Here is a 25,928-nt window from a genome sequence, read left to right on the forward strand (position 1 = left end):
CGGCCGGCCAGCCGCTCCCAGCCAGGCGCCCCCACCAACTCGCAGCCTTCCCCCCAATCATCAGATTTTTTTCACGCCGACCCTCAACCCGCTTCCGATCGCTGCCGATATCCAAAGGATGGCGCGTAAAAGACTTGCATCGATGCGGCCCGACGCACCGGCAGCGAGCGCGCTCTCCCGCTCTCGGAACGATTGACGTTCGGAATCCATGAATCCTTTTCTATCGAAGCGACTGCTGATCAATATCGTGGTCGTGGTCGTCGCGGTCGGTGCAAACGCGTTCGTCGCGTACACGCAGATTCGCGGGCAGCGCGACGCCGATGCGCGCCTCGCGCGCTCGACCAGCGTGCGCCAGAACCTCGATGCGTATCACGCCGCGCTCGATAACGCGCTCGCCGCTCTGCACCGCCTGAAAGAATCGGGCAAGCCGGTGCCGCCCGACGCGGCCGCTTCGATGACGAACACACTCGCGAGCCGCGAGCAATCACTGCGCGACGAGCTCGCGAGCGAGCCGTACATGGCGGGGGCGCTCGCCAGCCTGAGCGCGGCGCGGCACGCGTTGCAGCACGATCTCGAGGACACGCTGCGCAACCAGGCGAGTGACCTGCCCGGAGCGGCAAGCGCGGCGTCGGGGGCGGCGTCGGGCGTGGCGCACGCGGCATCGACCGAAGCACCAGGGGCGGCCCCCCTCGACGCGCCACCCGAGGCATCCCTCGACCCTGCGCCGTCGAACTCGCATCTTGCCCCCGCGCTAGAGCGTGTCGAAGCCGCGCTCGCCACGTTGCGCAGCGAGGAAAACCGCTCGTTGCAGATCTCGCTCGCGGCATCGGCGAGCGACAGCGAGCGCGCGATGTTCGTGCTGCTCGTGACGATGCTCACCGGCAGCGTGCTGCTGTTCCTCACGTTCGGCGTGCGCGAGAACAGCGCGCGCGAAAAACTGCGCAGCGCCCGCGCGCTGGTGCGCAACGACGAGCGTTTTCGCAGCCTGTTCGACGATCACACCGTGCCGATGTACATCTTCGATCGCGACACGCTGTGCTTTCTCGCCGTCAACAAGGCCGCGATCCAGCAATACGGCTACACGGAAGACGAGTTTCTCGGCATGACGATCCGCGCGATCCGCCCGAACTCGGAAATCGGCCGACTGGAGACGCACCTGCAGCGTAGCGCCGACCTCCGCCAGAGCCACACGATGGCGGGCATCTGGCGGCATCGGCGCAAGGACGGCTCGATCCTCAGCGTCAACGTGTCCTATCACGCACTGAACTTCATGGGCCGCGACGCCTCGTTCGTGCTGGCGGACGACGTGACCGACCAGATCAACGCCGAAGCCGAAGCGCAGCGCTCGAATCAGATGCTCGAAGCGGTGATCGACAACATTCCGCAGCGCATCTTCTGGAAGGACCTGAACTCGCGCTATCTCGGCTGCAACATGGCATTCGCGCGCGATGCGGGGCTCGCGTATCCCGAACAGGTGGTCGGCAAGAGCGACGCTGACCTGGCGTGGCGCGCGTTCGCCGACCTGTTGACCGAGCACGATCGCGAAGTCGTGAGCACCGGCGTGCCCAAGATGAACTTCGAGGTCGACTTCGTGATCGACGGCGTGCACCGCACGACGGTCACGAGCAAGCTGCCCTTCACCGACGGCGGCGGTCAGGTGATCGGCGTGCTCGGCTCGTACACCGACATCACCGAGCGCAAGCGCGCCGATCTCGCGCTGCGTCTGCAAAGCCGGGCGCTCGACGCGAGCGTCAACGCGATCCTGATTACCGCGCCGTCGCCGTCGGGCAATCTGATCGAATACGTGAATCCGGCGTTCATGCGCATCACCGGCTACGATCCCGCCGAGGTGATCGGCCACGACTGCCGCGTGCTGCAACGCGACGACCGTGACCAGGAAGGCGTCGCGTTGATCCGCGAGGCGCTCGCGGCGAATCGCGAGGTCAGCGCGGTGGTGCGCAACTATCGCAAGGACGGCGCGCTGTTCTGGAATCAGCTGTTCATCGCGCCGGTGCCGAACGCGGAAGGCGTGATCACCCATCATATCGGCGTCATCAACGACGTGACCGAGCTGATCCGCTATCAGGAGCAGCTCGAATACCAGGCCAACTACGACGGCCTTACGCGGCTGCCGAACCGCAACCTGCTGCGCGACCGGCTCGAACATGCGCTCGTCGTCGCGCAGCGGCATCATTCGGGCGTCGCGGTCGTGTTCCTCGATCTCGACGGCTTCAAGAACGTCAACGACAGCCTCGGCCATAGCGTCGGCGACCGGCTGCTCGGCGTGGTCGCCGAACGGCTCGCGCGCTGCTCGCGCACCAGCGACACGGTTGCGCGTCACGGCGGCGACGAGTTCGTGATCGTGATGACCGACACCGTCGACGAGCAATCGCTGATCACGTGGATGGAGCGCGTGCGCGCGTCGATCGCCGAGCCGGTGTGGCTCGACGGCACCGAGCTGTACGTCGGCTGCAGCATGGGCGCGAGCCTGTTCCCGCAGGACGGCGAGGATGCCGAAACGCTGATGAAGAAGGCCGACGTCGCGATGTATCGCGCGAAGGACATGGGGCGCAACACGTTCCAGTTCTATCAGCCGGAGATGAACGCGAGCGCGGGCGCGCGCCTGAATCTCGAACGACGCCTGCGCCGCGCGCTGCGCGACAACGAGTTCCTGCTGCACTATCAGCCGCAGGTCGATATCGGCAGCGGACAGATCGTCGGCATCGAGGCGCTGGTGCGCTGGCACGATCCCGAGGTCGGGCTCGTGCTGCCGTCGTCGTTCATTCCGCTCGCCGAGGAAAGCGGGCTGATCGGGCCGCTGTCGGAGTGGGTGCTGCGCGAGGCGTGCCGGCAGAACAAGGCGTGGCAGGATCAGGGCTTGCCGCCGGCGCGCGTGTCGGTGAATCTGTCGGCGCGGGTGTTCCAGCAGCGTGACATCGCGAAGCTCGTGATGCAGGTGCTCGACGAGACCGGACTCGAACCGAAGTACCTCGAACTCGAGCTGACCGAAAGCACGATCATGCGCAACGCGGAAGAAGCGGTGTCGATGCTCAACGAACTGCACGCGCTCGGCATCGGTCTCGCGATCGACGACTTCGGCACCGGCTATTCGAGCCTCAGCTATCTGAAGCGCTTCCCGGTGGACCGCTTGAAGATCGACCGCTCGTTCGTGTCGGATATCGGCGTATCGGGCGACGATGAGACGATCACGTCGGCGATCATCGCGCTCGCCCATTCGCTGAAGTTGCAGGTGATCGCCGAGGGCGTGGAAACGTCGGCGCAACTCGACTTCCTGAAGGAACGCGCGTGCGACGAAATGCAGGGCTTCTATTTCGCGAAGCCGCTATCGACGGAAGCGATTTCCGAACTGCTGCACGGCGGGTTGGTGCCGGAGCTGGAGCCGGCGTGAGGGGAGCGTGACGCGGCGACGGGTGTCGCCGCGTGTCGCCGCGTGCCGCGTCCAACGCCGGTCACTGAGCCGGCGTGTCCTTGAACACCGGCAGGCTTTCCGCGAACGCGGAAAACTTCTCGAGCCGCGGATGATCGGCCTTGCTGACCGCCTCCGGCAGCATCATGTGCGTGAACTGCCAGGCTACGGCGACGGCCACGTCCGCCGCACTGAACTGCTGTTGCGTGTCGGGCAGCGGCCCTTCGCCCAACTCGCGTTCGAGTTCGGCATAGGCGGCGAGCAGTTGCGCGCGCACGCGCTCGACCCACGGTTCATGCTGCTTCTCCTGAGGCCGCAGATTGCGCTCGTAGACGATCTGCACGCTCTTTTCGCACGCGGCGAGCGCGAGACCCGTCAGACGCGCGGCGCGCAACGCCGCGTCGGCCTGCGTCGGGAACAGCGGGGTGGGGCCGGCGAGCGTTGCCAGATACTGCAGGATCACCGTCGAGTCCATCAGGATCGCGCCGTTGTCGGCGACGAGCGTCGGCGCCTTGACGACCGGGTTGATCTTCGCGAACTGGTCGTAGGTGCGGAAAACCGAAATCGACTCGTGTTCGAAATCGAGCGCGAGCAGCTTCATGCAGATGGCGACGCGCCGCACGTAGGGCGAGTCGAGCATTCCGATCAGTTTCATCTCGTTTCCATGAGAAGAGCGACTATGGGGGCGCCCCGGGCCTCGTGCGCTGATCGGCTGGAACGGCTAGCGGGTGGCGCGGCGCGTGACGCGTGGAATCGCTAGCTTAAGCATCCTCGCCGGCTCAGTCCAGCGCGGGCAGCGCGCGCGGACGGCGGTCGCTGTCGGTGGCGACGTAGGTGAGGATCGCTTCCGTGACCTTGACGACTTCCTGCGAGAGCCTCAACCGCTGCGCGTAGACCTCGACCGACACTGTCACCGACGTATTGCCGGTCTTCACGATATCCGCGTAAAAGCTCAGCAGATCGCCGACGAACACCGGTTGCTTGAACAGGAAAGAATTAACCGCGATCGTCGCGACCCGCCCGTTCGCGCGACGGCTTGCCGGAATCGAGCCGGCGATGTCGACCTGCGCCATGATCCAGCCGCCGAACACGTCGCCATGAATGTTCGCGTCCGATGGCTGCGGCATGACGCGCAGCGCGCACGGCTTGGACGGAAGCTGAAGAAGATCGGTCATCGGGACATCCTTGGGAAACGTGTTCGAGTGTATTGACGCGCATTGACGCAATGGCTGGGCCAGTTCGACAGTAGGCCATGCAAAGCGCCGCCAGTCGGCTTCTGCGACAATGGAAAGATCAGGAATTGTACGGGAAAGCACCCAGCGAAGCGCGCGCCGCGCGCCGCTGCGAACTCCGGCAGCTCCACACTCTCCCCACGATTTATGCGCCGCGCTCCTTCGTCCGAACCCTCGCCGATTTCCACCGCACCCCGCAACGACTGGCAAACGATCCTGTCGCTGCTGCCATACCTTGCCACCTACAAATGGCGAGTCGGCTTCGCGCTCAGCTGCCTGATCGGCGCGAAGGTCGCGAACCTCGGCGTGCCGATCGTGATGAAGCGCATCGTCGACAGTCTCGCGTCGGTCCGGCATCTGACCGCGCTCGGCCGCGCGCAGGACGCGCCCGGCATCGTGCTGCTCGGCGGCGTCGGCTTGCTGGTGGTCGCGTATGCGGTGGTGCGGCTGTCCACGTCGTTTTTCACCGAGCTGCGCGAAATCCTGTTTTCGAAAGTCACGGAAAGCGCGGTGCGCCAACTCGCGCTGAAAGTATTCCGCCATCTGCACGGACTGTCGCTGCGCTTTCATCTGGAGCGGCAGACGGGCGGCATGTCGCGTGATATCGAACGCGGCACGCGCGGCATCACGCAGCTGATTTCCTATTCGCTGTACAGCATCCTGCCGACGCTCGTCGAAGTCGGTCTCGTGCTCGGCTTTTTCGTCGTCAAATACGAGGCCTATTACGCGATCGTCACGTTCGTCGCGCTCGCGGTGTACATCGCGTTCACGGTGAAGGTCACCGAGTGGCGCACGCACTATCGCCGCACGATGAACGAGCTCGATTCGAAGGCGAATTCGCGCGCGATCGACTCGCTGCTCAACTACGAGACCGTCAAGTACTTCGGCAACGAGGAGTGGGAAGCGAGCCGCTACGACGAGAACCTGAAGCGCTATCGCGCGGCGGCGATCAAGTCGCAGCGGTCGCTGTCGGCGCTGAACTTCGGGCAGCAGGCGATCATCGGCACGGGGCTCGTGTTCATCCTGTGGCGCGCGACCCAGGGCGTGATGGCCGGGCGTCTGACGCTCGGCGACCTGGTGCTGATCAACACGTTCATGCTGCAGCTGTATATTCCGTTGAATTTTCTCGGCGTGGTCTATCGCGAGCTGAAGCAGAGCCTGACCGACATGGACCGCATGTTCTCGCTGCTCGGCGCACCGCGGGAAGTGCCCGACGCGCCCAATGCGGTGGCTTTGCAAGTGAGCGGCGCGCAGGTGCGCTTCGACGACGTGAGCTTCGCGTACGAGCCTTCGCGGCAGATTCTGCACGGCGTGAGCTTCACGATCGCGGCCGGCACGACGACGGCGGTGGTCGGCCACAGCGGCTCGGGCAAGTCGACGCTCGCGCGGCTGCTGTTCCGCTTCTACGATCTCGACCGCGCGACGGGCGGCGCGATTCGCATCGACGGGCAGGATATTCGCGACGTCACGCAGGATTCGCTGCGCGCGTCGATCGGCATCGTGCCGCAGGACACGGTGCTGTTCAACGACTCGATCTACTACAACATCGCGTACGGTCGACCGTCGGCGACGCGCGACGAAGTGATCGCGGCGGCGCGCGCCGCGCATATCCACGAGTTCATCGAGAGTCTGCCGAAGGGCTACGGCACGCCGGTCGGCGAGCGCGGGCTCAAGCTGTCCGGCGGCGAAAAGCAGCGCGTCGCGATCGCGCGGACCATACTCAAGAATCCGCCGATCCTGTTGTTCGACGAAGCGACGTCCGCGCTCGATTCACGCTCCGAGCGCGCGATCCAGCATGAGCTCGACCTGATCGCGCGCGAACGCACGACGCTGATCATCGCGCACCGGCTGTCGACGGTCGTGCACGCGCAGCAGATCATCGTGATGGACAAAGGGCGCATCGTCGAGCGCGGCACGCACGCGGAGCTGTTGCGCGCGAACGGTTTGTTCGCGCAGATGTGGGCGCTGCAGCAGCGCGCCGCGCACACCACGGATGCGGTGGAAAGAGCGGAAGCAGTCGGGGCAGGTGAGAGCCCGGCGAAGTAAAGCTCAGCGCGCGCGCAGCAGCCGATCGAGCGCTTCCAGCTGCGCCTGGGTGCCGATGTTCCCCCACAAGCCTTCGTACAGCTCGCCGCTCGCGAGCCCACGCGCGATGGTCGCGCGGTAATACGGGCTCAGCGCGCGCCGCGTGCCGCGCGGCAGATCGCGGAACATGCGCGTGTCGTACAGACCGAAACTGCCGAACGTGAGGCGCGGCTGCGCGTCGAGCGACAGCACGCCATCGACGAGACCAAAGTCGCCGTTTGGGTGAAATCCCGGATTCGGCACCATCACCAGATGCATGCCGGGCTCGGGCAGCGCCTTCAGCGCGCCGGCGTGCGCATGCAGCACGGTGTAGTCGTACTCGGTGTACACGTCGCCGGCCACCGCGACGAACAACTGATCCGCGCCCTCGTCGGTCAGTAGCGGCAGCGCCTGCGCGATGCCGCCGGCGGTCTCCAGCGCCTCGTGCTCGGGCGAATAGCGCAACTCGACCTGCCAGCGCGAACCGTCGCCGAGCGCGGCTTCGAGCTGCGCGCCGAGCCACGCATGATTGATCACGATGCTACGGATGCCGGCCCGCGCGAGCCGTTCGATCTGCCATACGATCAGCGGCTTGCCGCCCACTTCGAGCAAGGGCTTCGGGCACGCGTCAGTCAACGGACGCATGCGCTCGCCGCGGCCCGCGGCGAAAATCATCGCTTTCTTTACGGACATCGTCATCGGTCAGAAGGTGTAGCCGATTTCCTGCGCGCGGCCGTCGAGGTCGTCGAGCAGTTTCGCGAACCCGCGCAGCGGCGCGTAACGCTCCGCCACCTTGCGTGCATAGCCGATAAAGCGCGGCAGGTCGTTCATGTAATGCGCCTTGCCGTCGCGGTAGTTGATGCGGCAGAACAGGCCGAGCACCTTGATGTGCCGCTGCAGCCCCATCCATTCGAGCTGGCGGTAGAACTCGCCGAAATCGGCATCGACCGGCAGGCCGGCTTTTTTGGCGCGCTCCCAGTAGTACGCGAAGCAGTCGAGCTCGAACTCCTCGTCCCAGCTGAGGAACGCGTCGCGCAGCAGCGACACGACGTCGTAAGTGATCGGCCCGTACACCGCGTCCTGGAAGTCGAGCACGCCTGGGTTCGGCTCGGCGATCATCAGATTGCGCGGCATGAAATCGCGCAGCATGAAGCTTTGCGGCTGCGCGCGCGCGCTTGCGATCAGCAGCGCGAACGTGCGATCGAGCAGCGCGCGCGTGGCGGCATCGACCTCGCGGCCAAGGTGCCGGCCGATGAACCACTCGGGCATCAGCTCCATCTCGCGGTGCAGGAACGCTTCGTCGAACGGCGGCAGCACGTCTTCGCGCGAGCTGAGCTGCCAGCGAATCAGCGCGTCGAGCGCGTCGCGCATCAGCGCGCGAGCCGCGCGCGTGTCGCCCGCGGCCTGCGCGTCGGTCAGCGCGCCCAGATACGACGCGGTGCCGAGATCGGTGACGAGTATGAAGCCCGCGTCGAAGTCGACCTCGAGCACGCGCGGCACGTGCACGCCGGCGGCGGCGAGCAATTGCGCGATCTGTGCGAATTCGCGGCATTTTTCGGGCGGCGGCGCGTCGACGGCGATCAGCGTGGCCGCGCCGTTGCCTTGCGCCGCCTTACCGGCGAGCCGGAAATAACGACGGAAACTGGCGTCGGACGAGGCCGGAACGAGGGTGTCGGGCTCGAGCGCATGGCGCGCCGCGTGGCCTTGCAGCCAGGCCTTGAGCAGGGAGAGACGGGTGTCGGTGAAATCTTGGGTGGAAGGCGGCGTCATGAAAAGCGGCGGCAAATTCTTGGGGACAACGTCTTGCCATATAATACCCCACGACTTTTTTGACGCGACTCACACGCCAGCTTTCGCGTGCTCCGTTTCACCGCCCGCCTTATCACTCGGCAAATTGGGAATCCAGACGTGCAGCCGACTTTAACGGTCGCGGTGTGCAGGCGGTGGATCGTGACGACGGAAGCTTGCGCACGGGTCGACTCGCCAAACGATACATGCCGCCCAGACAGCTTTCCGATACCACTCCTTCCTGTGCAGCAGTGCCGCGCAAAAGGCGGCTCGTCGCGGCGCTGATCGCCGTTCCGGGCCTGATGCCCGCGCTTGCGCACGCCCAGCTGGTGGGGGAAGCTGCGCAACCGCAGGCGGTCTACCCGCCGTGGGGCATGCAGCTTGCGCCGCAGCTCGAGGATCATCCGTTGCAAACGGGCCAGCGGCCGGCCACCTTCGTGCTCGGCGACCACGCGAGCGGCACGATCGACCAGGATCTGGCCGCCAAGGGCTCGGCGGAAGTGCGGCACAACACGTCCGTGATCAAGGCCGACGCCCTGCACTACGATCAGGACACGGACATGGCCGATGCGTACGGCAATGTCCACGTGATCAATACCGGCAATACCTTCATCGGACCCGAAGCGCATCTGCGCGTCGATTCGACCGAAGGCTTCATGACCGCGCCGAAGTACCACTTCACGCTGACGGGCGGCTCGGGCAGCGCGCAGCGCGTCGACCTGCTCGACGCGGAGCGCTCCGTGTTCACGAAGGGCACCTACACGGCCTGCGCGTGCACGGACAATCCGGCCTGGTACATCAAGGGCAGCGAGTTCGATTTCGACACCGGCGCGGACGAAGGCGTCGCCTACAACAGCGTGCTGTTCTTCCAGGGCGTGCCGGTGTTCGCGTCGCCGTGGCTGTCGTTCCCGCTGTCGGGCGATCGGCGCAGCGGCCTGTTGCCGCCCACGTTCTCGCTGAGCTCGACGAACGGTTTCGAGCTGTCGGTGCCGTATTACTTCAACATCGCGCCGAATCGCGATCTGACGGTCACGCCGCGTCTGATCTCGAAGCGCGGTGTGCAGTTGCAGAGCACGTTCCGCTATCTGTCGCCGACGTATTCCGGGTCGATCACCGGTGAATTTCTGCCCGACGATCGCCTGACGAAGACCAACCGCTACGCGCTGTACATCCAGCACAACCAGAATTTCGGTAACGGCTTCGGCGGCTACATCTATTACAACAAGGTTTCGGACAACACGTATCCGGAAGACCTGTCGTCGTCGGTCAACCAGTTCATGAACGGCACCCAGCTCCTGTATCAGCAGGAAGCCGGGTTGACCTACAACAACGGACCGTGGTCCGTGCTCGCGCGCGAGCAGCACTGGCAGACGCTGGAGCCGTCGGTCGCGCCGTACGGCCGCCAGCCGCAGTTGAACGTCAAGTACGCGAAGTACAACATCGGCGGCTTCGACTTCGGCGCCGAAGCCGACTACACGAACTTCCGCATCACCACCGCGGATCTGAGCGAAGGCCAGCGGGTAGTGTTCAACCCGTACCTGTCGTATTCGGTGGTGGGGCCGGGCTACTTCGTCACGCCGAAGGTGCAGTGGCACTTTGCGTCGTACAACCTGAACAACATCGGCACCGATCTGGCGAACGTGCCGGGGGCGCAGAAGAATTTCACCGAGTCGATTCCGACCTTCACGTTCGACACGGGACTGACGTTCGAGCGCTCGGTGCGCATTTTCGGCGCGGACTATATCCAGACGCTGGAGCCGCGCCTGTACTACGTGTACACGCCGTACCGCAACCAGAACAACGCGCCGCTGTTCGATACCGCCGAATCCGACTTCGGTCTAGCGGAAATCTTCACGCCGAATACGTTCGTCGGTAACGACCGGATCGCCGACGCGAACCGCCTGACCGCCGGTCTCACCACGCGCTTCATCAACCCGTCCACCGGCGACGAGCGCGCGCGCTTCGTGATCGCGCAGCAGTATTACTTCCGGGATCAGCGCGTCACGCTGACGCCGACCCAGACCAGTACCCAGGCCACGCACTCGGACCTGATCGCGGGCGCGTCGATCAAGCTGGGCGCCGGTTTCGCTTCGGAAACGGCGTTCCAATATAATGCGGACAATAACCAGCTCACGAAGACGAGTGTCGGCTTCGGGTTCAGTCCGGCGAGCGGCAAGGTCATCAACGTCGCGTACCGCTACACGCGCGCCAACACCACGCTCGACAACCAGCCGATCAATCAGGTGCTGATTTCGGGCCAATGGCCGCTGACGCACCGGATGTACGGTGTCGGCCGGTTCAACTACGACCTGGGTGGCCACCGTATCGTCGACGGCCTGGTCGGCCTGCAATACGACGCGGACTGCTGGACGCTCGGCGCCGGCATCCAGCGCTACGCGAACGGCCTGAACTCGTCGGGACAGAATCAGTCGAGCACACGGTTTCTGGCGCAGTTGACGTTCAAGGGCTTGTCGAGCGTCGACAACGGGCTGATGACCGCGTTCCGCAGCAGTGTGGCCGGCTACATGCCGTTGCCGCCACCGCCACCGCCGGAGTCGCGGTTCACCAACTACGAATGACGCTCGCCCGGTCATTCACGGCTTGCGAAAAGACGGGCGAAGCGCCCGACATCATTGGAGTATCTGTGGCAATCATGAAACAGCTTCGCTTGGCAATACTCGCGGCGGGTCTTGTCGCCGCGGCGTCCTTCGTTCCAGTCGCGTCGGTACAGGCGCAGGCATTGGGCGGCAATAGCGGCCAGACGGTGGACACCATCGCCGCAGTGGTCAACAACGGTGTCATCACGCAGCGCGAGCTCGACGAGCGGGTCGGTCTGATCGCGCACCGGCTGAACCAGCAGAACGCTCCGGTGCCGCCGACGGACCAGTTGCGCCAGCAGGTGCTCACGCAGATGGTGCTCGAGCGCATCCAGCTGCAGAAGGCCAAGGAAGACGGCATCACCATCGACGACGCGGCCGTGCAGCGCACGCTCGAGCGTCTCGCGCAGGCGAACAACATGTCGCTCGCCATGTACCGCGCGCGCATCGAGGCGCAAGGCGTGCCCTGGACCACCTTCTCGAGCGACGCGCGCACGGAGCTGACGCTGTCGCGTCTGCGCGAGAAGGAAGTGGACAGCAAGATCACGGTGACGGACGCCGAGGTCGCGAACTATATCGCCAGCCAGCGCGGCCCGGGCGCCGGCCAGACGAACGACCTGCACGTCCAGCACATTTTCGTGAAGGCGCCGCTGAACGCGTCCGAAACCGACATCGAGGCGGCGCAGAAGAAGGCCGAGGGTTTGCTCGCCGAAGCGAAGGGCGGCGCGGATTTCGAAAAGCTCGCGAAAGCCAATTCGCAGGCGCCGGACGCGTCGAAGAACGGCGGCGATCTCGGCTTCCTCGCGCCGTCGAAGCTGCCGCCCGAGTTCGTGAAGGCCGCGTCGGCACTGCGTCCGGGTGAGATCAATCCGGATCTGATCCGCACCAACGACGGCTTCGAGATCGTGCGTCTGGTCGAGCGCCGTGCCGGCCAGGGCACCAGCGCGGACGCGCCGAAGCTCGTGCAGACGCACGTGCGCCATATTCTGCTGCGCGTCGGCGACGGTCTGTCCGAACCGCAGGCACGCCAGAAGCTGCTCGACATCCGCAACCAGATCGCCGCCGGCGGCGACTTCGCGAAGTTCGCGCGCACCTACTCGCAGGACGGCTCGTCGTCGCAAGGCGGTGACCTCGGCTGGGTCAGCCCGGGCGAGACGGTGCCCGAGTTCGAGCGCGCAATGAACTCGCTGCAGGACGGTCAGATCAGCGAGCCGGTGCGCAGCGAATACGGCTACCACCTGATTCAGGTGCTCGGCCGCCGCGATGCGCAAGGCTCGATTGCGCAGCAGATGGATCTCGCGCGTCAGGCCATCGGCCAGCGCAAGGCGGAACAGGCGTATGCCGACTGGCTGCGCGAGCTGCGCGATACCGCGTACGTCGAAGTGAAACCGGCCACGGCGAACGTGCAATAACAGAGCCAATGCGATGACGAGCGCTACCCAGCCCACCCACCGCCCGCTGCAGATCGCGATCACGACCGGCGAGCCCGCCGGCGTCGGTCCCGAGCTGACCGCGCAGGCGCTGGCCGGCGCGGCGGCGCACTGGCCTCACGCGCAGTTCACCGTGCTCGGTGATGCGCAACTGCTCGCTGAGCGCGCGCGCGCGGTCGGCGTCGATTGGGCCGCGCTGCTCGCGCCAGGCCCGCGCGTGCGGCTCGAACATCACTCGCTTGGCGCACCAGCGCAGGCAGGCAAGCTCGACGCCGCGAACGGCCGCTACGTGCTCGATCTGCTCGATGCGGCGATCGACGGCGCGGTGGCCGGCAGGTTCGACGCGATCGTCACCGCGCCGCTGCAAAAAAGCACGATCAACGACGCCGGTGTGCCGTTTACCGGCCACACCGAATATCTGGCCGAGCGCACCCATACGCCGCGCGTCGTGATGATGCTCGCGGGCACCGGCAAGCGGCCGCTGCGCGTCGCGCTTGCGACCACGCATCTGCCGTTGAAGGACGTGTCGGCGGCTTTGACGATCGAAAGCCTCGTTGCAACGCTGCGCATCATCGATCACGACCTGCGTCACCACTTCGGCTTGCCCGCGCCGCGCATCCTCGTGACGGGGCTCAATCCGCACGCTGGCGAAAACGGCTATCTGGGCCGCGAGGAAATCGACGTGATCACGCCGGCGTTGCAGCAGGTGAACGGCGAGGGCGTCGACGCGCGCGGTCCGTATCCGGCCGACACGCTGTTCCAGCCGCGTTATCTCGACGAAGCCGACTGCGTGCTCGCGATGTTCCACGACCAGGGCCTGCCGGTGCTGAAATTCGCGACGTTCGGCGAAGGGATCAACGTGACGCTCGGCCTGCCGATCATCCGCACGTCGGTCGATCACGGCACCGCGCTCGATCTGGCCGGCACCGGCCGCGCCGACGCGGGTAGCCTGATGGCCGCGATCGACACGGCGGTGTCGATGGCGCAGCATCGTCGCGCGGGCTGAGGCGCGGATAGCGTGGGCGGTCGCGGTGCTCGTGACGCGCCGCGTGGCGTCGTGTTTCCAGCGTGACGTCTTTCATTCTCAAGCAGTTTTCTTTCTAGCGTTTCTCCGATGTCCACCAGCAGACAGCAAGGCCGGCACCAGGGCCATCTCGCACGCAAGCGTTTCGGTCAGAACTTCCTGGTCGACATGGGCGTGATCGATTCGATCGTCGACGTGATCCGGCCGCAGCGCGGCGAGCGCATGGTCGAGATCGGGCCGGGCCTCGGCGCGCTGACCGAGCCGCTGATCGAGCGGCTCGCGACGCCCGAGACGCCGCTGCACGCGGTCGAACTCGACCGCGATCTGATCGGCCGTCTGAAGACGAAGTTCGGCAACCTGCTCGAACTGCACGCGGGCGACGCGCTCGAATTCGACTTCGGCTCGCTCGCGGCACCGGGCGACAAGGCGTCGCTGCGCATCGTCGGCAATCTGCCGTACAACATTTCGAGCCCGCTGCTGTTTCATCTGGCGACGTTCGCGGAGCGCGTGATCGATCAGCACTTCATGCTGCAGAACGAGGTGGTCGAGCGGATGGTGGCGGAGCCGGGCACGAAGGCGTTCAGTCGCCTGTCGGTGATGCTGCAGTACCGCTACGTGATCGACAAGCAGCTCGATGTGCCGCCCGAGTCGTTCCAGCCGCCGCCGAAGGTCGATTCGGCGATCGTGCGGATGATTCCGTACGAGCGGCACGAACTGCCGGTGGTCGACGAAAGCGTGCTCGGCGGGGTGGTGACGGCGGCGTTCTCGCAGCGTCGCAAGATGTTGCGCAACACGCTTGCCGCGCTGCGCGACACCGTCGATTTCGACGCGCTCGGCTTCGATCTGCAACGCCGCGCGGAGGACGTGCCGGTCGCCGAATACGTGAGTGTGGCGCAGGCGATGGCGGCGCGCTCGGCCGCTGCGCCGGAATAGACTCGACGCTCGACGGCGGCAGGGCGCCGCCATGGAGCCCGCTTACCGTTTCGCCGGCGCGTTGACGAGCGCGATGCCGGTCAGCACCAGCAGCGCGGCGATCAGAAAGCGCGCGCTGAACGACTCGCCGAGCAGCAGCACGCCGAAGGTGACGCCGAACAGCGGCGTCAGAAACGAAAACACCGACAGCCTCGACGCGATGTAACGCGTCAACAGCCAGAACCACAACAGATAGCTGACGAACGCGACGATCACGGCTTGATACGCGAGGCTCGCGAGCGCGAGCGGCGTCACGCTTTCAACGCGCACCTCGCCGAGCCCCAGCGCCAGCGCGAGCAGCACCACCGCCGACACAGTCAGCTGATAGAACAGCGTCTTGCTCGCGCTCGTCCGCGCGAGCCTCGAGCCGCGCACGATCACCGTGGTCGCGGCCCACGCGACGCCGCCGAGCACGCCGAGCGCATCGCCGGCCGCGCCCGCGAGCGTCGAGCCGTGCGCCGCGCTTGCAGCCGTGCCCGCGTCCGTGTGCAGGAAGCCGTCCGCGAACGCGAGCGCCATCCCCGCGAACGCGACGACAATGCCGAGCCACTGGATGCGCCGCATGCGTTCGCCATCGACGAACCAGTGCAGGCCGAGTGCCGTGAAACACGGCGCCGTGTACAGAAAGACCGCCATGCGCGACGCGCTCGTCAGCGTCAGGCCGAGAAAGATGCAGACGAACTCGGCCGCGAACAGCACGCCCGCGAGCAGGCCCGCGCCGAGCGTGCCGTCATCGCGAAAGAGCGGCGTGCCGCGCGAGCGTGCCCATGCCCACACGAGCAGCGCCGCGATCGTCGAGCGCAGCCCCGCCTGAAAGACCGGCGGCACCGCCGCATTGGTGGTCTTGATCGCGACTTGCTGCAGCCCCCAGATTGCGCACAGGCCGATCATCAACAGGATCGCGAAGCTATCCGGGGCGCGGCGCGCGGGCGAGGCGGTGGTCGTGCTCATGGCGGTGTGGTGAAGAGGTGGAGAGTGCACGGCGAGCCGGTCGGTCCGGTGCGCGGCGAAGGCCATACGATAGCAAACCTGCCTGCGCGAGCCGACGCCCTGTCTTCTGCGAGCGTGCGCCGAGCCGTAGGGATTTCGGCGGGCGCGCTCGGATGCCGGTCGTTGATGCGTCTGAGTTGCCTGATTTTCTTGCGGGCAACGCCGAGCGTCAGTCGTCGGCGTTTTTTGATGGCGTCGGCACGAGGCAAGATTTCCGGGCGAATTCGCCCGGCGTCAATTCGCCCGGTGCAACGTGAAGCCGGGCTGTGTTTTCATCGTTCTGGCTGACAGCGCGACTCGTGCCCGCCACCGGACGTTCAGTCGACTCGCCCCTTCTTCTGTATCAGCTCGATCTTGTACCCGTCCGGATCGGCGACGAAGGCGATGACAGTCGTGCCGTGTTTCATGGGCCCAGCTTCGCGTGTAACGACACCGCCGCGTTTCTTCACTTCTTCGCATGCCGCATAGGCGTCGTCGACTTCGAGGGCGATGTGACCGTAGCCGGTTCCGAGGTCGTACTTGCTCGTGTCCCAGTTGTACGTCAGTTCGATCGCCGCGCCTTCGGATTCGTCCTCGTAACCGACGAATGCGAGGGTGAACTTCCCGTCCGGGTAGTCGTTCTTTCGAAGCAGGCGCATTCCTAGAACTTCGGTGTAGAACCGGATCGATGCGTCCAGATCACCGACTCGAAGCATGGTATGCAAGATTCGCATGAGGACTCCTTTGATAGTTTGTCGATAAATGCGTCGACCTGCGGCAATTGTAAATGATTGCCGTATAGCTTGAGCTTGAAGCCGCGCCGCCCGCCCGGCGCACTGCGGACTCGATGCGCATCGTGGAATTCGATCGGATCTATTTGAACAAAAAAGTATGGGCAATAAGGGTTTGTGTGCGGTTGCCGGTTTGATATTAGTGTCCAACACTCAGCATCAATCCGGTTCGTCAGATAGCAGTCTGATATATCGGACAATCGATGCGTGACCCGGCAATTCGTTGAGCGTGCAGACAGGCGCTGAAGCCGATTCGTCCGCTCCGGACCACCCTTCTCCGCTTAGGACCCTGCCATGAAGCTTGCCAAACGAGGCGCCCAAGCCGCCTTTCTGTTCGCTGTTGCTGGATTGCTCGCCATCACCGGCTGCACCAAGGTTGCCACGCCAGGGCAGAGCGCAGCGGCATCCCCCTCGACGCTTCAGGCCGTGCTGCAGCGAGGCACGCTGCGCGTCGGCGACTGCCTGACGTTCGCGCCGTTCGGGTTCTATAACAAGGACGGCCAACCAGACGGCTATGACGTGGACCTCGCGAAGGAACTCGCGAAGCAGATGGGCGTGAAGCTCGAGGTCGTGAATACGACGAGCGCGAACCGGATTCCGAATCTGCAGACCAGCAAAGTGGATGTCGTGTTCTGCAACTTCACGCGTAATCTGGAGCGCGCGAAGGTAATCGAATTCACGACCCCCTACGTGGTTGCCAGCGAAGCACTGCTGGTCAGAAAAAATAGCGGCGTTCAGTCGATCAAGGACATGGGCGGTCGCACGATTGCGACGGTCAAGGGCTCGACCAATGGCGACGAAGTGCGCTCGCTGAATATCCCGATCAAGATCCAGGAATACGACAGCTCGCAGGCCGCGATTCTTGCCGTCAAGCAGGGGCAGGCCGACGCGATGATCGAGGACAACAACTTTCTCGCGTATCAGGCCAAGCTCGATCCTGAACTTGCCGTCACGAACGAAGCGCTGGTCCCGCTCGAATACAACGCGTTCGGTGTCAAGGCCGGCGATCAGGAATGGCTCAACTACCTGAATCTGTTCCTCTTCAACGTCAATGCGTCGAAGCTCAACGCGCAGCTCTACAACAAGTGGTTCGGCACCGATCCGCGCTACCCGCTCAATCCGCAGTTTTGAGGAGCGGGAGATGCCGATATCTATTGAAACCCGAACGATGCGGAGGGTGAGATGAGTTACGAGTGGCTCACTCTGTGGGGCTACGTGCCCGAGTTTTTGAGCGCGAGCTGGCTGACGTTGCAAGTGACCGTGCTGGCATTCGTACTGGCGCTAGTCCTCGGCTTGGTGACCGCGCTTGCCAGCGTTTCTCCGCTCGCGCCATTTCGGTTGATTGCTCGCGGCTACGTTGAAATCATCCGCAACACGCCCGTTCTCCTGCAGATTTTCATCGTTTTCTTCGGTCTGCCGTCGGCGGGTATTTCGCTCGACGCATACTGGGCGGGCGTCATTGCGCTCGGCGTCAACGTCGGTGCTTATCTATCGGAAGTGTTCCGCGCCGGCATACAGTCGGTGCCGCGCGGCCAACTCGAGGCCGCCGGCATTCTCGGTCTCGAACGCGCGCAGATCTTCGTCGAGGTCGTGCTACCGCAGGCGACGCGCGCGGTCTATCCGGCCATCGTCAACTACCTGATCCAGTTGCTGCTCGGTACGTCGCTGCTGTCCGCCATTGCGTTGCCGGAGTTGACCGGCACTGCGACCGTGATCAACTCGCGGACGCTTCTCTACCTTCAGACGTTCAGCGTGACGCTCGTCGCGTATCTCGTGCTCAGTAACGTACTGTCCTGGCTTGCGGGCCAGCTCGGAGCGCGGATCTTTCATCCTCCCCTCGTCATGCCGGCGCGCACCGGTTTCGGGACCGGCTTTATGCGCCGGACGAAACGGGCCTGATTCCCGGATTGGAGTTGGATCATGTCAGTCGAATTGCTGAAAACCAGTTTCTCCATCCTGCTGCAGGGTCTGGTGACGACGCTGTTGCTTTCCATTGCGTCCATCGTGGGCAGCACGCTGATCGGCCTGTTCGCCGCGGTCTTGCGGTCGTTCGGACCGTGGGGCACAGCCCGCATTGCCAGACTCTATACGGAGCTGTTTCGCGGCACGCCGGTACTCATCACGCTGATGTTCATCTATTTCGGCGTGTCGTACTTCGGTTACGCGATCGACGTCTTCGCAGCCGGCGTCATCGGCTTGAGCGTCTATCAGGGCGCTTACATCGCCGAAATCTTCCGCTCAGGGATCGAGGCGGTACCCAAAGGTCAATGGGAGGTATCTCAGATCCTCGGCCTCACGCGGGCTCAGTCGTTCTCGTTCGTCGTGCTGCCTCAGACGGGAAAGATCGTGTTGCCGCCTCTCGTCGGTCAGTATCTGTCGCTCATCAAGGACACGTCGATCGTCAGCATGATCGGAATGTCCGAGTTGATGCATGGTGGCCAGGCCATCGTCGACCGGGTCGGAAAGCCCGTGGAAATCTACGGACTCGTCGCCCTCATTTACTTCGCCGTGTGCTTCCCGCTCTCGCAATGGGTGCGCCACCATGACCGCAGGAGATTGTCGTGAGTAACCAAAGCCAAATCAGACCCATCATTTCACTGACGGGTGTCAGCAAAGCATTCGGTTCGACTCGGGTGTTGAACGAAATCAATCTCGAGGTTCGCTCTGGCGAGGTGCTGGTGCTCATTGGCGCGTCCGGCTCGGGTAAGAGCACGGTCTTGCGAATCATGGCGGGATTGGAGACCACCGATTCCGGCGAGGTCTGGGTCAACGATGTGCCCATGCATGATCCGCGCCGAGCGCGAGAGATTCGTGGCCATGTCGGCATGGTCTTCCAGCAGTTCAATCTGTTTCCTCACAAGACCGCGCTCGGCAATGTCACGCTCGCGCTTATCAAGGCACGCCGCATGAGTCCGGACGACGCGCGCAAGCGCGCCATGGACACACTCGACCGTGTCGGGCTCGCGGACCGCGCGGCACACTATCCAAGCCAGTTGTCGGGCGGTCAGCAGCAACGCGTGGCAATTGCGCGAGCGCTCGCGGTCGAGCCCGGCATCATGTTCTTCGACGAGGCGACGTCCGCGCTGGATCCGGAGCTGGTCGGCGAGGTCACCGAGGTGATGCGTGGGCTCGCGCGCGACGGCATGACGATGGTCGTCGTCACGCATGAAATGGGCTTTGCCCGCAAGACCGCCGACCGCGTCGTCTTCATGGACAAGGGCGTCATCGCCGAGCAGGGCGATCCGGAACAGATCTTCGTCAATCCCGCGAACGAACGCACGCGGCAATTTCTGCACAGAGTCCTCGACCATTGATCTGTCGTGGCCTCAAAGTCGCTTTCGCGGGTCTGCCGCGCGATAAACTCGCGTCGCTTGAAAGACAACCGGTCGGATGAACGCTTTACGGAGTGAACGCATGGCTGTAACCGAATCGTCTCGGGCGAGAGGCGTGGATCGCGTCATCGCGATGTTCCGGCAATTGCACGTCGCCCAACGCCCGCTGACCATGCGCGAATTAATCGAGGCGACCGGCGCGCCGCGTTCGAGCATTTACGAGCTGGTCGCGATTCTCGCGGAAGTGGGCTGGCTCGAGACGGCCGCGGATGGGAGCGTGTTCTTCGGGCGCGAGATGCACTACTACGGGTCCGACTATGCAACGCACAACGATCTGATTAGCCGCGCGCATCAATCCATTCTGGCATTGGTACGGAAGTACGACGAGACCACGCAGCTGTGCATGCTGGAAGGCAACAAGTACACGGTCGTGTTATCCGAGAACAGTGCCCGGCCATTCAACATCAGTTCGGACATCGGCGTGAGAGTGCCGATTCCGTGGACCGCCACGGGACGTCTGCTGCTAGGTCACCTGAATGCCGACGAGATTCGCGCGCTCATTCCGGCCGAAGATTTCATCCTCGACAACGGGGTGAATATCGAATTCGACGAATTCCTGAACGACGTGCAGGCCGCAAAAGAACGAGGCTACTGCTGCACCGAAGGACTCTCGAATGCGTTCAGGCTTTGTATGGCAGCGCCGATTCGCGACCGTGCGGGACTGCCGATTGCGGCGCTGTGTTTCATGACCGGCCGCGACACGAGCCCGGACAGGCGCGGCGTGATGCTCGACGATCTGTTGCAGTCCGCGAAAGCGCTCTCGCATAGATAGCGCCCGGCCTCAAAGCGTCGGCAACAGCTCCGGCGGATGCGACTTCAGTGTCTGTCGCGCCTCGCGAAATTCCGGAAAAATCGATTCGACCGTCTGCCAGAAGCGCGGACTGTGATTCATCTCGCGCAGATGCGACAGCTCGTGCGCGACGACGTAGTCGATGATCGACAGCGGAAAGTGGATGAGCCGCCAGTTCAGGCGGATTTTGCCGTCGCTCGAACAACTGCCCCAGCGCGTCGCCGCCGAAGACAACGCATACGCGCGATAGTTGACGCCCAGCTTCTGCGCGTAGATCGCCAGACGCTCGCCGAACAGCCGCTTCGCTTCTCCTTGCAGCCAGCCCTGCACGCGATCCTTGATCTGCTGCGGGTCGGCTTGCAACGGCAGCGGCAATTGCAGCGCGCCGTGCTCGGCGCTGAACGCGAGCATGCCTTGCGGCGCGCCGAGCGTCACGCGCACCGGCTGACCGAGGTAGGGCACTTCGGCGCCGTCTTGCCAGTCGATCTTCGGCAATGCACGCTGCTCGACGCGCGTTTGCCATTCGATCAGTTTCGTAAAAATCCAACGCTGTTTTTCGGTGATCGCGGTTTCGATATCGGCGAGCGTGACCCAGCGCGGCGCGGTGATCGTGAGGCCGGTGCTGTCGATCGCAAAGCCGATCGAGCGGCGCGCGGAACGCTTGAGCGCGTAATGCAGCGTGCGTGAACCGATGGCGAGACTGCGCAGCTTGCTGCCGTCCGGCGCGAGCGGCGCGACGGGCGGCCGGGCCGGCGCTGAGCCAGATGAACCCGGCGCGGAAGGTGAAGGAGACGACGACGTCGACCCCGGCTCGGCGAAGAGCGGGAGATCGAGCTGCCGGTTTTCGAGCGCCGCGGCGGGCTGCGGCGTAGGAGACTTCTGCATCGGCTTCGCTTCGCGCAATACGCCTTCGGAGTTCGAGGGCGTGGCGCGTCAGATGGGCGCGGCGGCGGAATCGTTAGCCGCCGCGCTGTAGGCAGTCGGATCGATGCGGCGCATCTCGGCTTCGATCCACTGCTCGACGCGCGTGTTCACTTCGTCGGGCGTGAGCCCCGTCGTGTCGATCGGCTTGCCAATCGACACCGTGACTATACCCGGATATTTAAGAAACGAGTTGCGCGGCCACACGCGGCCCGCGTTGTGCGCGATCGGCACGACGGGCGCACCGGTCGCGATCGCGAAGCGCGCGCCGCCGGTCTTGTACTTGCCCTGCTTGCCGGTCGGCGTGCGCGTGCCTTCCGGAAACATGATGACCCATGCGCCTTCGGCCATGCGGGCCTTGCCCTGGTTCGTGACCGATTTGAACGCGTATTTGCCTTCCTTGCGGTTGATGTGAACCATCTTCAGCATGCCGAGCGCCCAGCCGAAGAACGGCACATACAAGAGCTCGCGCTTGAACACGTAGCACAGCGGGCGCGGCATGAGCGCCGGAAACGCGAGCGTTTCCCACGCCGACTGATGCTTCGACAGCAGCACGGCCGGGCCCTTGGGCAGATTCTCGAAACCTTCGATGCGGTAGCGGATGCCGTTCAGGTAGCGCACCGCCCACAGCGTCAGACGACACCAGCCGGCCGCCATCCAGTAGCGGTTTTCCGCGCGCAGGAACGGAAACGCGATGAAGCACGCGGTCGCGTACGGCACCGTGACCACAACGAAATAAATCAGCAGCAGCAGGGAACGGATAAAGCGCATCGGCGTGGTCGGTGGGGGGTGGGAGCGCGGTGCGCGCGTTTATTCCTGAGCGTCGGCGAGAAAGTCGAGCGCGAACGCACGCAGGTCGTCGTGCACGATCGTGCCTTCGGGCAAGCCGCCCGCGGCGAGGGTCTTGCGGCCCTTGCCGGTCAGCACCAGATGCACCGGGTGACCGAGCGCAGCGCCCGCCTGCAGATCGCGCAGAGAATCGCCGACCGTCGGCGTATGCGCCGGATCGACCTCGAATCGCTCGGTGATCATCTTCAGCATGCCGGGCTTCGGCTTGCGGCATTCGCATTGATCTTCCGCCGTGTGCGGGCAGAAAAACACGGCTTCGATGCGCGCGCCGACCGCTGCCGCCATCCGGTGCATCTTCAGATGCATCGCGTTCAACGCATCCATGTCGAACAGACCGCGGCCGATGCCCGACTGGTTCGTCGCGATTGCGACGCGATAGCCGGCCTGGTTCAGGCGTGCGATCGCTTCCAGCGAGCCGGGCAGCGCGACCCATTCGTCCGGCGACTTGATGAACGCGTCGGAGTCGACGTTGATCACACCGTCGCGGTCGAGGATCACCACTTTCTTGATCGGCATGGCGCGGTGCTCAGGCGGCGAGTCGGGAAATATCGGCGACGCAGTTCATCTGCTGATGCAGCGCGCCGAGCAGAGCCAGACGGTTCGCGCGCAACGCAGGGTCTTCGGCGTTGACCATCACGTCGTTGAAGAACGTGTCCACCGGCTCGCGCAGCGCGGCCAGCGCCGTCAGCGCGCCGGTGTAGTCGCGCACGGCCAGTTGCGATTGCACGCGCGGCGTGACCTGTTCGAGCTGCGCGTTGAGCGCCTTCTCCGCTGCCTCGGTGAGCAAGCTGGGCTGCACGCCGCCATTCGTCACGCCTTCCGACTTCTTCAGGATGTTCGAGATACGCTTGTTGGCCGCCGCGAGCGACGCCGCTTCGGCGAGTGACGCGAACTCGCGCACCGCGTCGAGGCGCGCGACGAGGTCGTCGAGCCGCGTCGGGTTCAGCGCGAGCACCGCGTCGATTTCGCTGGCCGCGTAGCCGCGTTCGCGCAGCAGGCCGTGCAGGCGGTCCATGCTGAATTCGTAGATCGCGTCGGTCGAATCGGCGACGTTCGGCACGCCGGCGAATTGCGCATAAGCGATGCGCAGCAGCTCGACGAAGTCGACGTTCAACTGTTTCTCGACCAGAATGCGCAGCACGCCGAGCGCATGACGGCGCAGCGCGAACGGGTCTTTCTCGCCGGTGGGCTGCAGGCCGATGCCCCAGATGCCGACCAGCGTTTCGAGCTTGTCGGCGAGCGCGACGACGGTGCCGGTCGCGGTGGTGGGCAAGGCGTCGCCCGAGAAGCGCGGCTGGTAGTGTTCCGAGCATGCGAGCGCGACTTCTTCTGGCTCGCCGTCGTGGCGCGCGTAGTACGTGCCCATCGTGCCTTGCAGCTCGGGGAATTCGCCGACCATGTCGGTGATCAGGTCGGCTTTCGCGAGGCGCGCGGCGCGCGTCGCGAGCGCGACGTTGGCGCCGGTCAGTGCGGCGATCGCGCCGGCCAGCCCTTCGAGCCGCTCCACCCGTTGCAGCGCCGAGCCGAGCTTGTTGTGATAAACGACGTTTGCGAGCAGTGGCACGCGATCCGCGAGCGGCTTCTTCTTGTCTTGCGTGAAGAAGAACTTCGCATCGGCGAGACGCGGACGCACCACGCGCTCATTGCCTTCGACGATCTCGACCGGCGTCGCCGTCTCGATGTTCGACACGATCAGGAAGCGCGAGCGCAGCTTGCCGTTCGCATCGGTCAGCGCGAAGTACTTCTGGTTCGTCTGCATCGTCAGGATCAGGCATTCCTGCGGCACTTGCAGGAATTCGTCCTCGAAGCGGCACTCATAGACAACCGGCCATTCGACCAGCGACGTCACTTCGTCGAGCAGCGCTTCGGGCATCACGACCTTGTCGTCACCGGCTTGCGCGAGCAGTTGCGAGCGGATCGCTTCCTTGCGCTTCGCGAAGCTCGCGATCACGCGGCCTCTGTGTTCGAGCGTTTCGGCATACGATTGCGCGTGCTGGATCTGCACGAAGCCTTCGGACAGGAAGCGATGGCCGAGCGTGGTGTCGTCGGCGTCGATGCCGAGCACGCTGACCGGCACGACCTCTTCGCCGTGCAGCGTGGTCAGTCGATGCACCGGGCGCACGAACTGCACGCTCGAACCGTCCGGGCGCTGATACGTCATCGGCTTTGCGATCGGCAGCTTCACGAGCGTTTCGTCGAGCGCGCCTTGCAGGCCGTCGGCGAGCGTCGCGCCCGGCGCCGCGTAGCGCAGGAAGAACGCTTCGGCCTTACCGTCCTGGGCGCGTTCGAGGTCGTTCACCGTGAAGTCGGGGAAGCCGAGCGCGGCGAGTTTCTTCGCGAGCGGCGCGGTGGGCTGGCCGTCTTTATCGAGCGCGACGGAAACGGGCAGCACTTTTTCGCGCACGTGTTTTTCCGGCGCGACCGCGCGCACGTTGTGAATCGTCACCGCGAGACGACGCGGCGTAGCAAAGCGTTCGAACGACGGCTCGCCTTCGATCAGATCGCGCGCCGCGAGGCGCTGCGCAATACCGTCGGCGAAGGCGTCGCCGAGACGGGCGAGCGCCTTCGGCGGCAGTTCTTCGGTCAGCAGCTCGACGAGCAGGGTAGCGTGTTGAGATTGAGTCATTGGTTGAAGTTCTCGTCAGTCCTGGTCGATCTTGCGTTCGACTTTCAGCGGCGGCGCCCACGCGGGCATCGCGGCTTCCTGCTCGTCGGTGGTGAGGCCGGGCACGCCGTGCACCGGATTGCCAAGCATCGGGAAGCCGAGCTGTTCGCGCGAGTCGTAGTAGGCCTGCGCGACCAGACGCGACAGCGCGCGAATCCGGCCGATGTACGCCGCGCGTTCCGTGACCGAAATCGCGCCGCGCGCGTCGAGCAGGTTGAACGTGTGGCCGGCCTTCAGCACGAGCTCATAGGCGGGCAGCGCGATCTGTGCATCGATCATGCGCTTCGCTTCCGCTTCGTAGCTGTTGAAGAACGTGAACAGCAGATCGACGTTCGCGTGCTCGAAGTTGTAGGTGGACTGCTCGACCTCGTTCTGGTGATACACGTCGCCGTAGGTCAGGCGGCGCAGTTCGGGGCCGTTCGGGCCTTGTTCTTCCCACTCGGTCCAGACGAGGTCGTAGACGTTCTCGACCTTCTGCAGATACATCGCGAGGCGCTCGAGTCCGTAGGTGATTTCGCCGAGCACCGGCTTGCAGTCGAGACCGCCGACCTGCTGGAAGTACGTGAACTGGGTCACTTCCATGCCGTTCAGCCACACTTCCCAGCCCAGCCCCCATGCGCCGAGCGTCGGGTTTTCCCAGTCGTCCTCGACGAAACGCACGTCGTTCTGCTTCAGGTCGAAGCCGAGCGCTTCGAGCGAGCCGAGGTACAGGTCGAGAATGTTTTCCGGCGCGGGCTTGAGCACCACCTGATACTGGTAGTAGTGCTGCAGACGGTTCGGGTTCTCGCCGTAGCGGCCATCTTTCGGGCGGCGCGACGGCTGCACGTAGGCGGCGCGCCACGGCTCGGGGCCGATCGCGCGCAGGAACGTATGGACGTGGGACGTGCCCGCGCCGACCTCCATGTCGATCGGCTGGAGCAACGCGCAGCCCTGCTTGTCCCAGTAGGACTGCAAGGTCAGGATGATTTGCTGAAACGTGAGCATGAAGTGCCTTTCGGGCATGGGGCCATGCCACGT

24 protein-coding genes are annotated in these 25,928 nt (G+C 64.5%); 12 read left to right on the forward strand and 12 right to left on the reverse strand.

Annotated features, from left to right (window positions below; genetic code table 11):
* Positions 1 to 60: 60 nt before the first annotated feature.
* Positions 61 to 210, reverse strand: coding sequence for a hypothetical protein (locus OKW29_RS37740; RefSeq protein ID WP_429294484.1), 150 nt, complete (start codon positions 208 to 210; stop codon positions 61 to 63).
* Between OKW29_RS37740 and OKW29_RS37745 the strand changes: the two genes are divergently transcribed.
* Complete coding sequence (locus tag OKW29_RS37745) at positions 209 to 3,409, forward strand: sensor domain-containing protein (protein WP_429294485.1); 3,201 nt, start codon at positions 209 to 211, stop codon at positions 3,407 to 3,409. The two genes, OKW29_RS37740 and OKW29_RS37745, sit on opposite strands and share 2 nt — an antisense overlap.
* Before the next feature lie 61 nt (positions 3,410 to 3,470).
* On the opposite strand, the gene OKW29_RS37750 is transcribed toward OKW29_RS37745, so the two are convergent.
* Both OKW29_RS37750 and OKW29_RS37755 read right to left on the reverse strand, forming a co-directional pair.
* Positions 3,471 to 4,082, reverse strand: coding sequence for a glutathione S-transferase family protein (locus tag OKW29_RS37750; RefSeq protein ID WP_090803022.1), 612 nt, complete (start codon positions 4,080 to 4,082; stop codon positions 3,471 to 3,473).
* A 124-nt stretch (positions 4,083 to 4,206) separates the two neighbouring features.
* Entirely contained in the window at positions 4,207 to 4,602 is a 396-nt protein-coding gene (locus tag OKW29_RS37755; protein WP_090803024.1) for an acyl-CoA thioesterase, read from the reverse strand.
* Positions 4,603 to 4,806: 204 nt separating this feature from the next.
* Between OKW29_RS37755 and OKW29_RS37760 the strand changes: the two genes are divergently transcribed.
* On the forward strand, positions 4,807 to 6,705 hold the full coding sequence (locus OKW29_RS37760) for an ABCB family ABC transporter ATP-binding protein/permease (protein ID WP_429294486.1): 1,899 nt from the start codon (positions 4,807 to 4,809) through the stop codon (positions 6,703 to 6,705).
* A gap of 3 nt (positions 6,706 to 6,708) precedes the next feature.
* Here OKW29_RS37760 and murU read toward each other — a convergent pair whose 3' ends face one another.
* Both murU and OKW29_RS37770 read right to left on the reverse strand, forming a co-directional pair.
* Positions 6,709 to 7,422 carry an N-acetylmuramate alpha-1-phosphate uridylyltransferase MurU gene (gene murU, locus OKW29_RS37765; protein ID WP_429294487.1) on the reverse strand — a complete coding sequence of 238 codons (714 nt, stop codon included), beginning with the start codon at positions 7,420 to 7,422 and terminating at the stop codon, positions 6,709 to 6,711.
* Positions 7,423 to 7,425: 3 nt separating this feature from the next.
* On the reverse strand, positions 7,426 to 8,493 hold the full coding sequence (locus OKW29_RS37770) for an aminoglycoside phosphotransferase family protein (protein WP_429294488.1): 1,068 nt from the start codon (positions 8,491 to 8,493) through the stop codon (positions 7,426 to 7,428).
* A gap of 224 nt (positions 8,494 to 8,717) precedes the next feature.
* Here OKW29_RS37770 and OKW29_RS37775 point away from each other — a divergent pair, with 224 nt between their 5' ends.
* From OKW29_RS37775 to rsmA, 4 genes are all read left to right on the forward strand, one after another.
* Positions 8,718 to 11,090: an LPS-assembly protein LptD gene (locus OKW29_RS37775; RefSeq protein ID WP_184067163.1), complete on the forward strand. Its 2,373-nt coding sequence runs from the start codon at positions 8,718 to 8,720 to the stop codon at positions 11,088 to 11,090.
* 65 nt (positions 11,091 to 11,155) lie between these two features.
* Positions 11,156 to 12,520, forward strand: a complete 1,365-nt coding sequence (locus OKW29_RS37780; protein ID WP_184067166.1) for a peptidylprolyl isomerase — start codon at positions 11,156 to 11,158, stop codon at positions 12,518 to 12,520.
* 13 nt (positions 12,521 to 12,533) lie between these two features.
* Positions 12,534 to 13,544, forward strand: coding sequence for a 4-hydroxythreonine-4-phosphate dehydrogenase PdxA (gene pdxA / locus OKW29_RS37785; RefSeq protein WP_429294489.1), 1,011 nt, complete (start codon positions 12,534 to 12,536; stop codon positions 13,542 to 13,544).
* A gap of 108 nt (positions 13,545 to 13,652) precedes the next feature.
* Positions 13,653 to 14,495: a 16S rRNA (adenine(1518)-N(6)/adenine(1519)-N(6))-dimethyltransferase RsmA gene (gene rsmA, locus OKW29_RS37790; RefSeq protein WP_429294490.1), complete on the forward strand. Its 843-nt coding sequence runs from the start codon at positions 13,653 to 13,655 to the stop codon at positions 14,493 to 14,495.
* 42 nt (positions 14,496 to 14,537) lie between these two features.
* Here the strand turns inward: rsmA and OKW29_RS37795 are convergent, their stop codons facing one another.
* A complete protein-coding gene (locus tag OKW29_RS37795) occupies positions 14,538 to 15,485 on the reverse strand; it encodes a DMT family transporter (RefSeq protein WP_429294491.1) in 948 nt (315 codons plus the stop codon).
* Positions 15,486 to 15,637: 152 nt separating this feature from the next.
* On the opposite strand from OKW29_RS37795, the gene OKW29_RS37800 reads away from it, so the two are divergent.
* Positions 15,638 to 15,781: a hypothetical protein gene (locus OKW29_RS37800; protein WP_429294492.1), complete on the forward strand. Its 144-nt coding sequence runs from the start codon at positions 15,638 to 15,640 to the stop codon at positions 15,779 to 15,781.
* A 60-nt stretch (positions 15,782 to 15,841) separates the two neighbouring features.
* Here the strand turns inward: OKW29_RS37800 and gloA are convergent, their stop codons facing one another.
* Positions 15,842 to 16,237: a lactoylglutathione lyase gene (gloA, locus tag OKW29_RS37805; RefSeq protein ID WP_018419422.1), complete on the reverse strand. Its 396-nt coding sequence runs from the start codon at positions 16,235 to 16,237 to the stop codon at positions 15,842 to 15,844.
* 351 nt (positions 16,238 to 16,588) lie between these two features.
* On the opposite strand from gloA, the gene OKW29_RS37810 reads away from it, so the two are divergent.
* From OKW29_RS37810 to OKW29_RS37830, 5 genes are all read left to right on the forward strand, one after another.
* Positions 16,589 to 17,425, forward strand: a complete 837-nt coding sequence (locus OKW29_RS37810; RefSeq protein WP_184034601.1) for a transporter substrate-binding domain-containing protein — start codon at positions 16,589 to 16,591, stop codon at positions 17,423 to 17,425.
* 51 nt (positions 17,426 to 17,476) lie between these two features.
* Positions 17,477 to 18,193 (forward strand): amino acid ABC transporter permease, encoded by a 717-nt coding sequence (locus OKW29_RS37815; protein ID WP_429294493.1) that lies wholly within the window; start codon positions 17,477 to 17,479, stop codon positions 18,191 to 18,193.
* Positions 18,194 to 18,214: 21 nt separating this feature from the next.
* Positions 18,215 to 18,859, forward strand: coding sequence for an amino acid ABC transporter permease (locus OKW29_RS37820; RefSeq protein ID WP_187618948.1), 645 nt, complete (start codon positions 18,215 to 18,217; stop codon positions 18,857 to 18,859).
* Positions 18,856 to 19,608 carry an amino acid ABC transporter ATP-binding protein gene (locus OKW29_RS37825; RefSeq protein ID WP_311541738.1) on the forward strand — a complete coding sequence of 251 codons (753 nt, stop codon included), beginning with the start codon at positions 18,856 to 18,858 and terminating at the stop codon, positions 19,606 to 19,608. The genes OKW29_RS37820 and OKW29_RS37825 overlap by 4 nt, the downstream gene beginning before the upstream one ends.
* A gap of 100 nt (positions 19,609 to 19,708) precedes the next feature.
* Positions 19,709 to 20,458 (forward strand): IclR family transcriptional regulator, encoded by a 750-nt coding sequence (locus OKW29_RS37830; RefSeq protein WP_184067183.1) that lies wholly within the window; start codon positions 19,709 to 19,711, stop codon positions 20,456 to 20,458.
* A 9-nt stretch (positions 20,459 to 20,467) separates the two neighbouring features.
* Here the strand turns inward: OKW29_RS37830 and OKW29_RS37835 are convergent, their stop codons facing one another.
* From OKW29_RS37835 to glyQ, 5 genes are read right to left on the reverse strand one after another with little or no spacing between them, the layout of a single operon-like run.
* A complete protein-coding gene (locus OKW29_RS37835; RefSeq protein WP_184034589.1) occupies positions 20,468 to 21,361 on the reverse strand; it encodes a M48 family metallopeptidase in 894 nt (297 codons plus the stop codon).
* A gap of 48 nt (positions 21,362 to 21,409) precedes the next feature.
* Positions 21,410 to 22,168 (reverse strand): lysophospholipid acyltransferase family protein, encoded by a 759-nt coding sequence (locus OKW29_RS37840; protein WP_429294494.1) that lies wholly within the window; start codon positions 22,166 to 22,168, stop codon positions 21,410 to 21,412.
* 39 nt (positions 22,169 to 22,207) lie between these two features.
* Positions 22,208 to 22,762, reverse strand: coding sequence for a D-glycero-beta-D-manno-heptose 1,7-bisphosphate 7-phosphatase (gene gmhB, locus OKW29_RS37845; RefSeq protein WP_429294495.1), 555 nt, complete (start codon positions 22,760 to 22,762; stop codon positions 22,208 to 22,210).
* Positions 22,763 to 22,772: 10 nt separating this feature from the next.
* Positions 22,773 to 24,872 carry a glycine--tRNA ligase subunit beta gene (glyS, locus tag OKW29_RS37850; RefSeq protein WP_429294496.1) on the reverse strand — a complete coding sequence of 700 codons (2,100 nt, stop codon included), beginning with the start codon at positions 24,870 to 24,872 and terminating at the stop codon, positions 22,773 to 22,775.
* 15 nt (positions 24,873 to 24,887) lie between these two features.
* On the reverse strand, positions 24,888 to 25,895 hold the full coding sequence (glyQ, locus tag OKW29_RS37855; protein WP_429295004.1) for a glycine--tRNA ligase subunit alpha: 1,008 nt from the start codon (positions 25,893 to 25,895) through the stop codon (positions 24,888 to 24,890).
* Between the last annotated feature and the right edge of the window lie 33 nt (positions 25,896 to 25,928).

Origin of the sequence: Paraburkholderia sp. CI3, assembly GCF_050436505.1 — a bacterium.
GTDB classification, from domain to species: domain Bacteria; phylum Pseudomonadota; class Gammaproteobacteria; order Burkholderiales; family Burkholderiaceae; genus Paraburkholderia; species Paraburkholderia tuberum.

Coding starts and splice junctions, on each gene's coding strand:
- gmhB (WP_429294495.1), bottom strand. CDS start 22,762: ATGCCGATCAAGAAAGTGGTGATCCTCGACCGCGACGGTGTGATCAAC.
- OKW29_RS37745 (WP_429294485.1), top strand. CDS start 209: ATGAATCCTTTTCTATCGAAGCGACTGCTGATCAATATCGTGGTCGTG.
- OKW29_RS37835 (WP_184034589.1), bottom strand. CDS start 21,361: ATGCAGAAGTCTCCTACGCCGCAGCCCGCCGCGGCGCTCGAAAACCGG.
- OKW29_RS37840 (WP_429294494.1), bottom strand. CDS start 22,168: ATGCGCTTTATCCGTTCCCTGCTGCTGCTGATTTATTTCGTTGTGGTC.
- rsmA (WP_429294490.1), top strand. CDS start 13,653: ATGTCCACCAGCAGACAGCAAGGCCGGCACCAGGGCCATCTCGCACGC.
- OKW29_RS37775 (WP_184067163.1), top strand. CDS start 8,718: ATGCCGCCCAGACAGCTTTCCGATACCACTCCTTCCTGTGCAGCAGTG.
- OKW29_RS37755 (WP_090803024.1), bottom strand. CDS start 4,602: ATGACCGATCTTCTTCAGCTTCCGTCCAAGCCGTGCGCGCTGCGCGTC.
- murU (WP_429294487.1), bottom strand. CDS start 7,422: ATGACGATGTCCGTAAAGAAAGCGATGATTTTCGCCGCGGGCCGCGGC.
- OKW29_RS37760 (WP_429294486.1), top strand. CDS start 4,807: ATGCGCCGCGCTCCTTCGTCCGAACCCTCGCCGATTTCCACCGCACCC.
- OKW29_RS37820 (WP_187618948.1), top strand. CDS start 18,215: ATGTCAGTCGAATTGCTGAAAACCAGTTTCTCCATCCTGCTGCAGGGT.
- OKW29_RS37795 (WP_429294491.1), bottom strand. CDS start 15,485: ATGAGCACGACCACCGCCTCGCCCGCGCGCCGCGCCCCGGATAGCTTC.
- pdxA (WP_429294489.1), top strand. CDS start 12,534: ATGACGAGCGCTACCCAGCCCACCCACCGCCCGCTGCAGATCGCGATC.
- gloA (WP_018419422.1), bottom strand. CDS start 16,237: ATGCGAATCTTGCATACCATGCTTCGAGTCGGTGATCTGGACGCATCG.
- OKW29_RS37800 (WP_429294492.1), top strand. CDS start 15,638: ATGCCGGTCGTTGATGCGTCTGAGTTGCCTGATTTTCTTGCGGGCAAC.
- glyQ (WP_429295004.1), bottom strand. CDS start 25,895: ATGCTCACGTTTCAGCAAATCATCCTGACCTTGCAGTCCTACTGGGAC.
- glyS (WP_429294496.1), bottom strand. CDS start 24,872: ATGACTCAATCTCAACACGCTACCCTGCTCGTCGAGCTGCTGACCGAA.
- OKW29_RS37740 (WP_429294484.1), bottom strand. CDS start 210: ATGGATTCCGAACGTCAATCGTTCCGAGAGCGGGAGAGCGCGCTCGCT.
- OKW29_RS37750 (WP_090803022.1), bottom strand. CDS start 4,082: ATGAAACTGATCGGAATGCTCGACTCGCCCTACGTGCGGCGCGTCGCC.
- OKW29_RS37770 (WP_429294488.1), bottom strand. CDS start 8,493: ATGACGCCGCCTTCCACCCAAGATTTCACCGACACCCGTCTCTCCCTG.
- OKW29_RS37830 (WP_184067183.1), top strand. CDS start 19,709: ATGGCTGTAACCGAATCGTCTCGGGCGAGAGGCGTGGATCGCGTCATC.
- OKW29_RS37815 (WP_429294493.1), top strand. CDS start 17,477: ATGAGTTACGAGTGGCTCACTCTGTGGGGCTACGTGCCCGAGTTTTTG.
- OKW29_RS37810 (WP_184034601.1), top strand. CDS start 16,589: ATGAAGCTTGCCAAACGAGGCGCCCAAGCCGCCTTTCTGTTCGCTGTT.